We start from the raw sequence: 13726 nt of genomic DNA, 5'->3' as shown, positions 1-13726 counted from the left end.
GAATTCCCAAGGGGCGGTTGCAGCTGCAAATGATAATAATGTGTAAAAGCGCGAACGGATCGAACCGCTATTTTATGGGATATTTGGCATTCTACCCCCGCCAAGCGGCGGATTGTTATGGAATTCAGGGGAAGCGCGCGGGTGGTTGATTTTTGTTGATGCTGCGGCTCTATCACGGCGCGCCGGCGGGTTGGTGCCGATCCGTACCGACCAGCCCGCGCACCCATCATCTGTAACCAAGCGCGTCCAGGGGCATCAGCATGACACGAATCGCATCTCTGCTGGCGGGCGCCTGCGCGCTCGCCGGCCTGTCCCTCCCCGCCCCCGCCGCAGCGCAGACCATCGCGGACCGGCCCGCCGCCCCCGTCGATCAGGATTGGGCGATCCATGGCCAGGCGACCGGCGTGCTGCAGGGCACGCCCGGCTTCGCCTCCCCCTATCAAGGGCCGAATAGCCTGACGCCGCGGCAGATCAAGGAGACGGTCGACGTCACGCTCTATGCCGGGGTGCGGCCGTGGCGCGGCGGCGAGATGTGGATCAATCCGGAGATCGACCAGGGCTTCGGCCTGTCCAACACATTGGGCGCCGCCGGCTTCCCGAGCGCGGAGGCGTATAAGGTCGGGCGGAAGAGCCCATATCTGCGGTTGCAGCGGCTCTTCTTCCGCCAGACCATCGGCTTGGGCGGCGGCAGCGAAGCGGTGGCCGGCGCGGTGAACCAGCTCGCCGCGACGCGCGACACCGACCGGCTGGTGCTGACCGCGGGCAAGTTCGGCGTCGGCGACGTGTTCGACACCAACAGCTATGCGCACGATCCGCGCAGCGACTTCCTCAACTGGTCGGCGGTCGATGCGGGCAGCTTCGATTACGCCGCGGATGCCTGGGGCTATACGACGGGGATCGCGGGCGAAGCGTATCGCGGCGACTGGACGCTGCGGCTCGGCCTGTTCAATCTGTCGAAGGTGCCCAATGGCGAGACGCTGGAGACGCGCTTCCAGCAATATCAGGTCGATGGCGAGATCGAGCACCGCCACCGGATCGGCGGCCACGACGGCGCGCTACGGCTGACGCTGTTCCGCAACCGCGGGCAGTTCGGCCGGTTCGACGATGCTTTGACGCTGGCGGCGGCGAGCGGCGGCGCTGCCGACACCGCCTTCGTCCGGGCGCGGCGGACGCGGGTGGGCGCGAGCGTCAACGGCGAACAGGCGGTCACCGGCTCGCTCGGCCTGTTCGCGCGCGCCGGTGTCGCGGATGGCGCGATCGAGCCCTATGACTTCACCGATATCGACCGGACGGCGCAGCTCGGCCTGTCGTTGAAAGGCACGGGCTGGCACCGCGTCGGCGATACAATCGGCGCGGCGGTGGTCGTCAACGGGATCAGCACGGCGCACCAGCGCTATCTCGACGCGGGCGGTCTCGGCGTGCTGGTCGGCGACGGCCGATTGCCGCATCCGGGGGCCGAATATATCGGCGAGGCCTTCTACAAGCTCGCCGCGACGCGCGGGTTCGAGCTGACGCTCGATTACCAGCTGATCGAACATCCCGGCTATAATCGCGACCGCGGCCCCGCCAACGTGCTGGCCGCGCGGGTGCATGGCGGGTTCTGAGCCAGACCGGCCGAAGGGCGCCGCGAGGACACCCGTCGGCCGATCTATCAGCCGGCCTTGGGCGCGACCGCTTTGTCGACGTCGGCGGCGGCGGCGGCACCGGCCTGCGGCGCGACGCGCAGGTTGAGTTCCTTCAATTGCTTGGGCGTCGCGAAATTGGGTGCGCCCATCATCAGATCCTCCGCCTTCTGCGTCATCGGGAAGACGATGACCTCGCGGATGTTGGGTTCGTCGGCGAGCAGCATGACGATCCGGTCGATGCCCGGCGCCGAGCCGCCGTGCGGCGGGGCGCCGAACTTGAAGGCGTTGATCATGCCGGCGAAATTGGTGTCGACCTCGGCCTGTGAATAGCCGGCGATCTCGAACGCCTTGTACATGATCTCCGGACGATGGTTCCGGATCGCGCCCGACGACAGCTCCACGCCATTGCAGACGATGTCATACTGATAAGCGAGGATATCGAGCGGGTCCTTGGTCTCCAGCGCCTCCATCTCGCCCTGCGGCATCGAGAAGGGGTTGTGGCTGAAGTCGACCTTCTTGTTGTCCTCGTCGTACTCGAACATCGGGAAGTCGACGATCCAGCAGAATTCGAAGCGGCTCTGGTCGATCAGGCCGAGGCTCTCGCCGACGCGGGTGCGCGCGAGACCGGCGAGCTTGGCCGCCTGCCCTTCCTTGCCCGCCGCGAAGAACAGGCCGTCGTCCGGACCGAGGCCGAGCGCGTCGGCCATCGCGGTCATCTTGTCCTCGCCATGATTCTTGGCGATCGGGCCGCCCCATTCGCCGCCCTTGCGGGTGGCATAGCCGAGGCCGGCGAAGCCTTCGCCTTGCGCCCAGGCGTTCATGTCGTCGAAGAACTTGCGGCTCTTATCGGCGGTGCCGGGCGCGGGGATCGCGCGGACGACGTCGCCGGCCTCGACGATCGAGGCGAAACGGCCGAAGCCCGAGCCGACGAATTGCTCCGACACGTCGCTGATGAGGATCGGGTTGCGCAGGTCGGGCTTGTCGTTGCCGTATTTCAGCATCGATTCACGATAGGGGATGCGCTTGAACGGCAGCGCACTGACGGTGCGGCCGCCCCCTCGTCCATTTTGGCCCTGCCAGTCGGCGAATTCCTCGAACACGCCGTGGAGGACGGGCTCGATCGCCTGGAAGACGTCTTCCTGCGTGACGTAGCTCATCTCGAAATCGAGCTGGTAGAATTCGCCGGGCGAACGGTCGGCGCGGGCGTCCTCGTCGCGGAAACAGGGCGCGATCTGGAAATAGCGGTCGAAGCCGGCGACCATCAGCAGCTGCTTGAACATCTGCGGCGCCTGCGGGAGCGCGTAGAACTTGCCCGGATGGACGCGGCTGGGGACGAGATAGTCGCGCGCGCCCTCGGGGCTCGACGCGGTGAGGATCGGCGTCTGGAATTCGGTGAAGCCCTGCCCGATCATCCGCTGGCGGATCGAGGAGATCACCTTCGAGCGCAGCATGATGTTCTGGTGGAGCCGCTCGCGGCGCAGGTCGAGGAAGCGATAGCGCAGGCGGATATCTTCGGGATATTCGGCATCGCCCGCGACCGGCATCGGCAGCTCCTGCGCGTGGCTCTGCACGGTCGCGCCGCGCGCGAACACCTCGATCGCGCCGGTGGCGAGATTGGGGTTCTGCGTCGCTTCCGACCGCGCCTTCACGACGCCGTCGATCGTCACCACCGATTCGACGCGGAGCGATTCGAGCGTCGGCAATGCGGGCGAATCGCTGTCGGCGACGATCTGGGTGATGCCGTAATGGTCGCGCAGGTCGACGAAGAGCACGCCGCCGTGGTCGCGCTTGCGATGGACCCAGCCCGACAGGCGGACGGTCTCACCGACATTGCTCGCGGTGAGCGCGGCGCAGGTGTGGGAGCGATAGGCGTGCATGATCGTTTCTTCTTGCTTCGTCACCCTGGCCTTACGCTGGGGTGACGTGGATGGTCGTGGAGCGCATCTCCACCCCTTCCCTCTTTGTCAACCCGCGCGCGTGTGGCTATGGACGGGTAATGCATATCCACCCGTTGATTACAGACAGCGCCAGCCTCGCCAATCTGTGTGCCCGCCTCGCCAATGCCGACTTCGTGACCGTCGACACCGAATTCATGCGCGAGAGCACCTATTATCCCGAATTGTGCCTGATCCAGATCGCCGACGTGAACGAGGCGGCGGCGATCGATCCGATGGCGCCGGGGCTCGACATGACGCCGCTGCTCGAACTGCTCACCGAGAATCAGGACGTGCTCAAGGTCGTCCACGCCGGCGGGCAGGATATCGAGATCATCTACAATCTCACCGGCAAGACGCCGCATCCGCTGTTCGACACGCAGGTGGCGGCGATGGCGCTGGGCCAAGGCGAGCAGATCGGCTATTCCAACCTGGTCGACAGCTGGCTCGGCATCGTCGTCGACAAGGGCGCGCGCTTCACCGACTGGGCGCGGCGGCCGCTGGATGCGCGGCAGATCGAATATGCGATCGGCGACGTGACGCATCTCGCGGTGATCTTTCCCAAGATGCTGGAACGGCTGCGCAAGACCGGGCGCGGCGTGTGGCTCGACCAGGAGATGGAGCGGCTCGCCGACCCCGCCAATTACGCCAACGATCCCGATCAGGCGTGGAAGCGCGTGCGGATTTCGGGGCGCAAGCCCGACGTGCTCGGGCGGCTGAAGGCGCTGGCGCGGTGGCGCGAGCTGGAGGCGCAGTCGAAGGACCTGCCGCGCGGGCGGATCGTCAAGGACGAGACGCTGGGCGATCTCGCCGGCCATCCGCCGCGCAAGCAGGCCGATCTCGCCAAGGTGCGCGGGCTGTCGGCGACCTGGGCGTCGAACGATATCGGCGGGCGGCTGATGGCGGCGATCGACTCGGCCGAACCGCTCGATGCGGACGAGCTGCCGCCGCGCGACGATCGCAAGCCGGGGCTGGGCAAGGAGGGCGCCCTGGTCGCCGACCTGCTCAAGCTGCTGCTCAAAATCCGCTCGCGCGATATCGACGTCGCCTCGCGGTTGCTGGCGCGTTCCGAGGAACTGGAAGCGCTGGCCGCGGGGGTGCGGACCGGATTGCCGATGCTGGAGGGCTGGCGGTTCGACCAGTTCGGGCGCGATGCGCTCGATCTGGTCGAGGGGCGGCTGGGCTTTGCGGTGCGCGGCGGCAAGCTCAAGATGACGCGAACGGAGGAAGCAGCATGATGCGGTTGGCCTTTCTACTGCCGGTGCTCGCGGCGGGATGTGCGACGATGCCCGCGCCGGAGCCGGAGCGCGGACCGTGCGCGATCGACGAGGCGGTCAAGATCCGCTTCGCCGGCGTCAAGTTCCGCGAGCGGATGCGGCCCGAGATCGAGCATATGACGCATTCGGCGATCTCGCGGGTGATCCATCCCGACGATGTCACGACGCAGGATTTCCGCGTCGACCGGCTGAACATCCTGCTCGACGACGGCGGGCTGGTCAGCGGGCTGAAGTGCGGCTGATCAACGGTTCTGATTGAAACTCCTCCCCCGCCAGGGGGAGGTGGCATGCCGCAGGCATGACGGAGGGGGAGGACACGGAACCGGAGCTGTCCCTTACCTCCCCCTCCGTCACGGCTTCGCCGCGCCACCTCCCCCTGGCGGGGGAGGAATTTACTGAATGGCACCGGCGCCCATCATCTGATCGCGAGGCGCGGCTTGCGTTTGAGCGCCGTGGCCAAAGCGGCGTGGCGGCGTTCGACCGTCTCCGCGTAGAGCGGCCGGTCCGCCTCGGCCAGCGACAGCGTGACGTGACCGGGGACCAGCGCCAGCGAGGCGCGTTGCAGCGGCCCGGCGAGGCCGGCGCTGAACCGCTGGCCAAGCCGGATCGCCAGCCCCCAGTCGATCGCCAGCGCGATCTGCCCGCTGCTGGCGAGGCCGGCGAGCAAGGGATGCGGCACCGTGCTGCCGCCGAGGCTGGTGTGCAGCGCCTGCGCGAGCATCGCGCGTTCGGGCGCGTCGATCGCCACCCAATTGCCGTGCAGCGCGACCTCGAACCCGCGCTCGTCGCGGAATTCGGGATTGGCGCGCCAGCCGGAATCGGCGAGCAGGCACGCGGCATGGCGGATGCGCGCCAGCTCCGGCGCATCGCCGGGGAAGAGCGGCGCGATCCAGGCGGCGAGCAAATCGCCGTGCTCGGCGAAGCGGCCGAGCAATTTGCCCTCCTCGCGCGCGGCGACGATCAGCGGATCGAGCGCACGCGTCTGCGGATCGAGCGTCGCATAGAGCAACCCCTCGCGCAGCCCGAAGGTCGAGGCCATCGCGCTGCCCGAACCGAGTTCGCGCATCACCACCGACAGCAATGCGGTGGCGTCGCCGAGCTGCGCGGCGCGGACTGACGACATGCCCGGCACGCTGCGCAGCCGCGGCCGCGAGAGATGCGCGATGCTGCGGCCGAGGCGACCGACGGTTTCGGGCGCGAGGCTGTAGCCGTGGATGATCGGCAGCGGATAATGCGTCAGGCTCATGTCGAGCCGGGCGAGCGCGCGCCAGGATCCGCCGACCATGTAGAGCGGCAGGCCCCTGCCCCGGCCGGTCCAGCCCGCCTCGGCGATCAGGCGGGTGACGTGGCGATCGAACGCCGGGCCGCGGCTGGCGCGCATCGCGGCGATGCGCAACACGCCGAGCGGGAAGGAGATGCGGTCGGTGACGGTGCCCGCCACGACGCGGACGAGTTCGAGGCTGCCGCCGCCGAGATCGCCGACGATGCCGTCCGCATCGGGGATCGCCGACAGCACGCCCATGCCCGCCGCAGTCGCCTCCTGCTCGCCGGAGAGAAGCTCGACGGTGAGGCCGAGGTCTTTCGCGGCGGCGATGAAGGCGGCGCCGTTGCTCGCGTCGCGGACCGCGGCGGTGGCGACGGTGCGGACGGGCGCGTCCATTTCCCGCGCGACCATCGCGAACCGGCGCAGCGCCCCGATCGCGAGCGACATGCTGTCCGCGTCGATCGCGCCGGTGGCCGCAAGGCTGCGGCCGAGGCCGGCCATGACCTTTTCGTTGAACAGCGTCGCGGGGATGCGCGGATGGCCCTGATACACGACCAGCCGCACCGAATTGGAGCCGATGTCGATGATGCCGGTGCGGGGATAGGGGTCGGTCATTGCCGGTTCAACGGCCGGCGCGGGCTGGTGTTCAGATGCGGGGCGGTCGCGCAACGTCGTGATGAACGGCAAACGGACCATCAGCGGGCGTCCGCGGCGGGCCGCACACCCCGGACCCCGCCCCGATCCGCCGTCATCGCCGCCGCCGCAGCGCCAGCGTCGGCACCGCGTTGCTTTCCGCCAGCGCCGCGCCGCGGCCGGAGAGCGACGGGTTGGTCATGAAATAGCGGTGGAGGTTGAACGGCCTGTCGCCGGGGGTTTCGCGGACGTAGCGGCCGTCCGATTCGAGTTCCCAGCTTTGTTCGGTGTCGATGAGGTTGGCGACCATCACCTGGTCGAGCACCTGGTCGTGCACCGTCGGGTTTTCGATCGGCAGCATATATTCGACGCGGCGGTCGAAATTGCGCGGCATCCAGTCGGCCGAGGAGATGAACACCTTCGCGCCGTCGTTGGGCAGCGCCGCGCCATTGCCGAAGCAGAAGATGCGGCTGTGTTCGAGGAAGCGGCCGATGATCGACTTGACGCGGATATGCTCGGACATGCCCGGCACCCCGGGACGCAGGCAGCAGATGCCGCGGATGATCAGGTCGATCTCGACCCCCGCGCCGCTCGCCTCGTACAATTTGTCGATGATCGCGGGATCGACGAGGCTGTTCATCTTCGCCCATACCGCCCCGGTCTTGCCGGCGCGGGCATTGGCGATCTCGACGTCGATGAGGTCGAGCAGCTTCTGGCGCAGGTCGCGCGGCGAGAGGCTGAGCTTGGTGATGTCGGTCGGCTCGACATAGCCGGTGACGTAGTTGAACATCTGCGCCGCATCGCGCCCCATCCGCGGATCGGCGGTGAAGAAGCTGAGATCGGTATAGATGCGTGCGGTGACCGGGTGGTAATTGCCGGTGCCGAAGTGGCAATAGGTGCGGAACTGGCCGTTCTCGCGGCGGACCACCATCGACACCTTGGCGTGCGTCTTCCATTCGAGGAAGCCGTAGACGACCTGTACGCCGGCGCGTTCGAGCGCGCTCGCCCACAGGATGTTCTGTTCCTCGTCGAAGCGCGCACGCAGCTCGACCACCGCGGTGACCGACTTGCCCGCCTCGGCGGCGGCGATCAGCGCGTTGATGACCGCGGGCTGTTTGCCGGCGCGATACAGCGTCTGCTTGATCGCGATGACGTCGGGGTCGAGCGCAGCCTGTTTGAGGAAGGCGAGCACGACGTCGAACGTCTCATAGGGGTGATGGACGACGATATCCTTCGCGCGGATCGCCGCGAAGCAATCGCCGCCGAATTCGCGGATGCGCTCGGGGAAGCGCGGCACGAACGGCAGGAACTTGAGGTCGGGGCGATCCTCGTCGATCACCGCGTCGAGATCGCCGATGCTGAGCAGATTGCCGCTTTCGGTGATCGTCGCGTCGGCGCCGCCCAATTCGTGGCGCAGCACCTTGGCGAGCGCGTCGGGCATCCCCGTCTCGAGTTCGAGCCGGATGACGCGGCCGCGGCGGCGGCGCTTGATCGCATTGGCGAAATAGCGGACGAGATCCTCCGCCTCCTCGTCGATCTCGATGTCGCTGTCGCGCAGCACGCGGAAGGCGGCGGCGCCGACCAAAGTATAGCCGGGGAACAGCACCGGCGCGAACCGCTTGAGCAGCGCCTCGATCGAGACGTAACGCGCGGGCTCGCCGGGCAGGCGGACGAAGCGCGGGGCGGTCGCCGGGATCATCACCAGTTCGCGCACCGGCTCGCCGTCAGAATCGCGGACGACGTCGAACATCACCGACAGTCCCTTGTTGGGGATGAAGGGGAAGGGATGCGCGGGATCGAGCGCCTGCGGCGTCAGGATCGGGAAGATCTGTTCGCGGAAATGCGCATCGAGCCATTCGGCGTCCTGCGCGTCGACCTCGTCGCGGCGCAGGACGTGCAGGCCGGCCTCGTCGAGCAGCGTGCGCAGGTCGCCCCACACCGCCTGCTGACTCGCCATCAGCGCGTCCGCCTCGCGGGTGATCGCGGCAAGCTGCTGCCCCGGCGTCAGGCCGTCCGACGAGCGGCGGTCGACGTCCTTCAATTGCTGCCCCTTCAGGCCGGCGACGCGGACCATGAAGAATTCGTCGAGATTGTTGCCCGAGATCGACAGGAAACGCAGCCGTTCCAGCAGCGGATGCGCCGGATTGCACGCCTCCTCCAGCACGCGCCGGTTGAAGGCGAGCCACGACAGCTCGCGATTGAAATAGCGATCGTTCACTTCCGGAACAAACGGATCGTCATCGGGAGCGGCGAGGTGCGAGAGGTGGATTGGGCGTGTCATACTTCGGTCATAGGTAGCAACGGTTGCGGTTGCGTGACGATCCCCGCCGCGGTCAAAACAGTTCGTGCGAGCGGGATCGAGAGGCGGCGGCGGCTTTCCAGCACCTCCTGATCGAGCGCATCGACGACGCGCTGGACGATGACGTGGCTGCGTTCGATGCGCGTGCTGAGCCAGGTCACCAGATCGGGGCGCGCATCGAGCCCGCGGCGGTGGAACAGATGCGCGAGTAATGCGGCGATCAGTTCATCGTCGGGCGCGCCGATCGCGGCGTGCGGGCTGGCGGCGAGCCGCGAGCGCAGATCGGGCAATTTGACCGCCCAGCTGGGCGGCAGCGCGTCGGCGACGATCACCAGCGGCCGCCCCTCCGCCTGCGCCTGGTTCCACGCGTGGAAGATCTGCGCCTCGGGCACCGCCTCGGCATCGTCGATGATCCGGCCCTGGCTCTTGGCGGCGAAGATGCGCGCGAGCAGGCTGCGGCCGGATTTGCGCGGGCCGGTCAGCACCGCCGCCATCACCGGCCAGCTCGCCCATTGCTCCAGCACCTGCGCGGCGCGGATATTGGACGGGGTGACGAGAAAGGCATCGTCCTTCGGGTCGGCTGGCCACCCGAGGGGCAGCGCCAATTGGTTGCTCATGCGTCAGCCGGTCGGATTGGCGGTGGCGGCCGGCGTCGGCGCGCCGCGACGGATGCGCAGCGTCTGGCCCGACCCGCTGACCTGATAGCCGCGCACCTCCAGCGCCGCACGCAGCGCGTCGGGATCGCCGTCATAGGTGACCCGCATCAGCGACAGGCCGCCGAGCGCGAGGCTGGTGGTGCTCGCCGCGCGGACGCCGGGGATGCTGCGGACCAGTCCCTCGGTATTGGCGACCGCGCTCGCGCCCGGCGTGTCGAATTGCAGGGTGAGCGCGATGCCGGCATTGGCGGCACCCGTGTCGCCGACGATCTCGGCGAGCGTCTCGCCGCTCGCCGCGTCGTCGATCGCGTCGGGATCGACCACCGGCTCGGGCGCCGGCGGCGGCGACAGCGTCGGATCGAGACCGAGCGCGCCGCCACGCAGCGCCTGCTGGAACAGCCCATCCATCCGCGCGACGCCGGTGTCGAGCAGCCGCGGCAGCCCGGCGGCGCTGCCGACGCGCAACGTGAAGCTGCCGAGCAGCTCGTTATCGGGACCGTGCCGCGCCTGGAACACGCCGATGATCGGGCCGCCGGGATAGCTGCGGTAGAGGCGGACCACGGGAATGAGGATATCGGCGGCGCCATATTGGTCGATCACCGTCCGCCACCAGCCGCGCCCCGGCCGGGCGATCTGCCCGGCGTTGAGCAGCAGCGAATCGGCGCCGTTGCCGGAGGGGCGGACGTAATCGACCGCGCTGTTGCCGGTGCGGAACCGTGCCCAGGCCTCCTGCCAGTCGGTGCGTTGCTCGAACACCGTCTCGACCCCGCCCGACACCTGCAACGGCACGAGCAGCATCGGCCGCGAGCGATCCGAATAGGCGCTGATGCCGAGCACCGATGCGGCGCGGCTGCGGTTGAACAGCACGCCGAGCTTGGCGATGTAGCGGGTCGGGCCGATCTGTTCGTTCTCGACAACGATGCCGGAGACGAGCTGGTCGAGCGTGCCGTCCGAGACGAGGCCGCCATCGCCGCCGAGCCGCTTCGAAAGCTGTACCCAGGCCTTGCGCTGCGCCAGCCGCCAACCGCCCAGGCGCGCCGCCTGCGCGGTCTTGGCGGCGACGTCGACATCGACGCCGCCGACCTCGAAATCGCCCGAACTGTCGACCGGCGCGACGCCGCGCCCGCCCTCGATCTGCGCATATGCACCGGCAGCGAGCAGCAGGGCCGCACCGGCGAGCGAGGGAAACAAGGGGATGCGCATGTCGCGGGCCTTTTGGCGAAGCCGACGGGTGATGCCAAGCGGGATGTGACCGTTCGCCCCACGCCGCGGCGGCGGATTTCGGTTCGGCATTGCCAGCAACCATCGCAAATCGTAGCAGGCTGGCCGGATGAGCAACCCGCCCTCCCCGTCCGACCAGTCCTACACTTATGCCGATGCCGGCGTGTCGATCGCCGCGGGGAACGCGCTGGTCCGCGCGATCGGGCCGCTCGCCAAGGCGACGCGCCGGCCCGGTGCCGATGCCGAGCTGGGCGGCTTCGGCGGCATGTTCGATCTCAAGGCGGCCGGGTTCACCGATCCGCTGCTGGTCGCGGCCAACGACGGCGTCGGCACCAAGCTGAAGCTCGCGATCGAATGGGACCGGCATGAAGGCGTCGGCGTCGATCTCGTCGCGATGTGCGCCAACGACCTGATCGTCCAGGGCGCCGAGCCTTTGTTCTTCCTCGATTATTATGCCACCGCCAAGCTCGACAACGGCATCGCCGAGCGCGTCGTCGCGTCGATCGCCGAGGGCTGCCGACAGGCGGGCTGCGCGCTGATCGGCGGCGAGACCGCGGAGATGCCCGGCATGTACGCGCCCGGCGACTACGACCTCGCGGGCTTCTGCGTCGGCGCGGTCGAGCGCGACCGGGTGCTGACCGGGCGCGAGATCGCCGCGGGCGACGTGATCCTCGGCCTCGCCTCGTCGGGGGTGCATTCGAACGGCTTCTCGCTGGTCCGGCGGCTGGCGGCGGATCGCGGCTGGAAGCTGGATCGCCCGGCGCTGTTCGATTCGGACCGGCTGCTGATCGACATCCTGATGGCGCCGACGCGCATCTATGTCGCCAGCCTGCTGCCGCTGCTGCGCGAGGGTGCGATCAAGGGTCTGGCGCATATCACCGGCGGCGGTCTGCTCGAGAATATCCCGCGCGTGCTGCCCGAGGGGACGCATGCGGTGATCGATGCCGATGCGTGGGAGCAATCGCGGCTGATGGCGTTCCTGCAGGCGCAGGGCGCGATCGAGCCCGAGGAGATGGCGCGTACCTTCAACTGCGGCATCGGCATGGCGGTGGTCGTCGCGGCGGAGCGGGCCGAAGCGGTCGCGGCGGCGCTGACCGCGGCGGGCGAGACGGTGCACCGGATCGGCGCGGTCGAGACGGGGGCGCGCGGCTGCACCGTGCGCGGCGCGTCCGAGACGTGGAGCGCGCGCAGCGACTGGACCGCGACGCACGACCATGGCTGATGGCGTGGACGGCAAGACGGTCGGCATCCTGATCTCGGGCCGCGGCTCGAACATGATGGCGCTGGTCGAGGCGGGGATTCCGGTCGCGCTGGTCGCGTCCGACAAGCCCGACGCGCCCGGCCTCGCCTGGGCGCGGGGACGCGGCATCGCCACCTTCGCCTTGTCCCCCAAGGGGATCGGCAAGGCCGCCTATGAGGCGCGGCTCGACGCGGCGCTGCGCGAGGCGGGGTGCGAGGTGATCGCGCTCGCCGGCTATATGCGGCTGCTGTCGGACGCTTTCGTCGCGCGATGGCGCGACCGGATCGTCAACATCCACCCCTCGCTGCTGCCCAAATACAAGGGGCTCGACACCCATGCGCGGGCGATCGCCGCGGGCGACGGCGTCGCCGGCTGTTCGGTGCATATCGTCACCGAGGAGCTGGATGGCGGTGCGCTGCTCGGCCAGGCCGAGGTGCCGGTGCTGGCCGGCGACACCCCCGATACGCTCGCCGCGCGGGTGCTCGCGGCGGAACATCGTCTCTATCCCCAGATCCTCAAGGAATTCGTGAAGCGATGACCGACGTCTCCCCTGTCCTGGCGCGGGTGCGCGCCGTCGCCCTGCTGCTGCCCGAAGTCGAAGAGCGCGCGCAGGACGACCACAGCTTCTTCGTCGGCGATGCCGCCTTCGTACGGGTGCGCGACGGGACCGACGGTACGGCCGTCGTGCAGTTGCTCGACGACGAGGCGCAGTGGACCGACGTCGCGATCGACGAGGATACCGACTGGACGTTGGTCGAGGACAGGATCGCGCACAGCTGGGAGCTCGCCGCGCCGCGCGACCTGCTCGAAGCGGGCGGGCGATGAGCGAGACGCGCGACCAGGCGCAGACCCGTCGGCGCTGGGTCACTTTGGCCGAGGTCGTCGCGGTCGCCGGCGTCGTGATCGCGGCGCTGACGCTCTACAGCAATTGGCAGGACCGGCGGCAGGCCGCTGCCGACAAGGCGATCGAACAGGCGAGCGCGACGCGCGACAAGACGCGCTTCGTGCTGCGCGGCGCGCCCGACAAGGACAAGCGGACGATCGTGCTGGCGCGCGAGGAGACGCATCCGCTCGGCGACATCCGTGTCAGCTTCCCAACCGCGCTCGGCGTCTCGCCGCAGGATTCGGTGACGCAGACGATCCAGGCGGACTGGTTCGACAAGGCGCTGCGCCAGGCGACCGACGGCGGCGCGGACGACCTGACCGGGCGGCTGCCGGTGCTGATCCGCTACACCTATTTCACCGACGACCAGCCGACGACGCGGCAGGCGATCTACGACATCGTCTGGCATACCCGGCCGCAGCGCTTCCAGGGGCGCAAGGTCGAGCTGCTCGACCTGCGGCTGCGCGAGGCGGGCGGCAACCAGAAGCGCGTCGATGCGCTGTGGGCGAAGGATAAGCCGAAGGTCTAGGCGGGATCGTTATTCAGGGTTTTCGCGAGAAATCCTCCCCCGCCAGGGAGTGCCGGGTTGAACGGCCCCCGGCCGTTCAAGGTCATGCCGGGGGCATGACCGACCCGGCACTGTGGCGCGGCGAAGCCGTGACGGAGGGGGAGGTAAGCGACCACTCTTGTTGCG

12 protein-coding genes are annotated in these 13726 nt (G+C 68.7%); 7 read left to right on the top strand and 5 right to left on the bottom strand.

Translation table 11 applies throughout. From position 1 onward, the window contains the following. The first annotated feature begins 260 nt into the window (after positions 1-260). Entirely contained in the window at positions 261-1604 is a 1344-nt protein-coding gene (locus ACLBWH_RS00060; RefSeq protein WP_447795855.1) for a carbohydrate porin, read from the top strand. 47 nt (positions 1605-1651) lie between these two features. Here ACLBWH_RS00060 and aspS read toward each other — a convergent pair whose 3' ends face one another. Next, on the bottom strand, positions 1652-3502 hold the full coding sequence (gene aspS, locus ACLBWH_RS00055) for an aspartate--tRNA ligase (RefSeq protein ID WP_447796677.1): 1851 nt from the start codon (positions 3500-3502) through the stop codon (positions 1652-1654). Between the two features lie 119 nt (positions 3503-3621). Between aspS and rnd the strand changes: the two genes are divergently transcribed. After that, a complete protein-coding gene (rnd, locus tag ACLBWH_RS00050) occupies positions 3622-4797 on the top strand; it encodes a ribonuclease D (protein WP_322849358.1) in 1176 nt (391 codons plus the stop codon). Further along, the gene (locus ACLBWH_RS00045) at positions 4794-5078 is read left to right on the top strand and encodes an I78 family peptidase inhibitor (RefSeq protein ID WP_322849359.1); all 285 of its coding nucleotides are present in this window, start codon (positions 4794-4796) and stop codon (positions 5076-5078) included. The genes rnd and ACLBWH_RS00045 overlap by 4 nt, the downstream gene beginning before the upstream one ends. 173 nt (positions 5079-5251) lie before the next feature. Here the strand turns inward: ACLBWH_RS00045 and ACLBWH_RS00040 are convergent, their stop codons facing one another. From ACLBWH_RS00040 to ACLBWH_RS00025, 4 genes are all read right to left on the bottom strand, one after another. Next, positions 5252-6715 (bottom strand): Ppx/GppA phosphatase family protein, encoded by a 1464-nt coding sequence (locus ACLBWH_RS00040; RefSeq protein WP_447795853.1) that lies wholly within the window; start codon positions 6713-6715, stop codon positions 5252-5254. A 133-nt stretch (positions 6716-6848) separates the two neighbouring features. Further along, positions 6849-9014, bottom strand: a complete 2166-nt coding sequence (locus ACLBWH_RS00035; RefSeq protein ID WP_447795851.1) for an RNA degradosome polyphosphate kinase — start codon at positions 9012-9014, stop codon at positions 6849-6851. Continuing rightward, positions 9011-9649, bottom strand: a complete 639-nt coding sequence (locus ACLBWH_RS00030; RefSeq protein ID WP_447795849.1) for an HdaA/DnaA family protein — start codon at positions 9647-9649, stop codon at positions 9011-9013. Before ACLBWH_RS00030 ends, ACLBWH_RS00035 begins: the two co-directional genes overlap by 4 nt. A 3-nt stretch (positions 9650-9652) precedes the next feature. Further along, complete coding sequence (locus ACLBWH_RS00025) at positions 9653-10891, bottom strand: heavy-metal-associated domain-containing protein (protein ID WP_447795847.1); 1239 nt, start codon at positions 10889-10891, stop codon at positions 9653-9655. Positions 10892-11018: 127 nt separating this feature from the next. Between ACLBWH_RS00025 and purM the strand changes: the two genes are divergently transcribed. Genes purM through ACLBWH_RS00005 form a run of 4 tightly spaced genes read left to right on the top strand, consistent with a single transcriptional unit; the run spans position 11019 to position 13561 of the window. Further along, on the top strand, positions 11019-12131 hold the full coding sequence (gene purM, locus ACLBWH_RS00020; protein WP_447795845.1) for a phosphoribosylformylglycinamidine cyclo-ligase: 1113 nt from the start codon (positions 11019-11021) through the stop codon (positions 12129-12131). After that, positions 12124-12687, top strand: coding sequence for a phosphoribosylglycinamide formyltransferase (gene purN / locus ACLBWH_RS00015; protein WP_447795843.1), 564 nt, complete (start codon positions 12124-12126; stop codon positions 12685-12687). The genes purM and purN overlap by 8 nt, the downstream gene beginning before the upstream one ends. After that, positions 12684-12974, top strand: a complete 291-nt coding sequence (locus tag ACLBWH_RS00010) for an MmcQ/YjbR family DNA-binding protein (protein ID WP_447795841.1) — start codon at positions 12684-12686, stop codon at positions 12972-12974. Before purN ends, ACLBWH_RS00010 begins: the two co-directional genes overlap by 4 nt. Beyond that, positions 12971-13561 carry a hypothetical protein gene (locus ACLBWH_RS00005; protein WP_447795840.1) on the top strand — a complete coding sequence of 197 codons (591 nt, stop codon included), beginning with the start codon at positions 12971-12973 and terminating at the stop codon, positions 13559-13561. Before ACLBWH_RS00010 ends, ACLBWH_RS00005 begins: the two co-directional genes overlap by 4 nt. Positions 13562-13726 lie beyond the last annotated feature (165 nt).

The organism is Sphingomonas sp. M6A6_1c (assembly GCF_053345135.1).
The sequence above is the reverse complement of the archived record's forward strand: the minus strand, read 5'-3'. Positions and strand labels throughout refer to the sequence as shown.

Bases quoted from the DNA above. Each gene is read 5' to 3' on its own strand.
- ACLBWH_RS00060 (WP_447795855.1), top strand. From the start codon at position 261: ATGACACGAATCGCATCTCTGCTGGCGGGCGCCTGCGCGCTCGCCGGC.
- aspS (WP_447796677.1), bottom strand. From the start codon at position 3,502: ATGCACGCCTATCGCTCCCACACCTGCGCCGCGCTCACCGCGAGCAAT.
- rnd (WP_322849358.1), top strand. From the start codon at position 3,622: ATGCATATCCACCCGTTGATTACAGACAGCGCCAGCCTCGCCAATCTG.
- ACLBWH_RS00045 (WP_322849359.1), top strand. From the start codon at position 4,794: ATGATGCGGTTGGCCTTTCTACTGCCGGTGCTCGCGGCGGGATGTGCG.
- ACLBWH_RS00040 (WP_447795853.1), bottom strand. From the start codon at position 6,715: ATGACCGACCCCTATCCCCGCACCGGCATCATCGACATCGGCTCCAAT.
- ACLBWH_RS00035 (WP_447795851.1), bottom strand. From the start codon at position 9,014: ATGACACGCCCAATCCACCTCTCGCACCTCGCCGCTCCCGATGACGAT.
- ACLBWH_RS00030 (WP_447795849.1), bottom strand. From the start codon at position 9,649: ATGAGCAACCAATTGGCGCTGCCCCTCGGGTGGCCAGCCGACCCGAAG.
- ACLBWH_RS00025 (WP_447795847.1), bottom strand. From the start codon at position 10,891: ATGCGCATCCCCTTGTTTCCCTCGCTCGCCGGTGCGGCCCTGCTGCTC.
- purM (WP_447795845.1), top strand. From the start codon at position 11,019: ATGAGCAACCCGCCCTCCCCGTCCGACCAGTCCTACACTTATGCCGAT.
- purN (WP_447795843.1), top strand. From the start codon at position 12,124: ATGGCTGATGGCGTGGACGGCAAGACGGTCGGCATCCTGATCTCGGGC.
- ACLBWH_RS00010 (WP_447795841.1), top strand. From the start codon at position 12,684: ATGACCGACGTCTCCCCTGTCCTGGCGCGGGTGCGCGCCGTCGCCCTG.
- ACLBWH_RS00005 (WP_447795840.1), top strand. From the start codon at position 12,971: ATGAGCGAGACGCGCGACCAGGCGCAGACCCGTCGGCGCTGGGTCACT.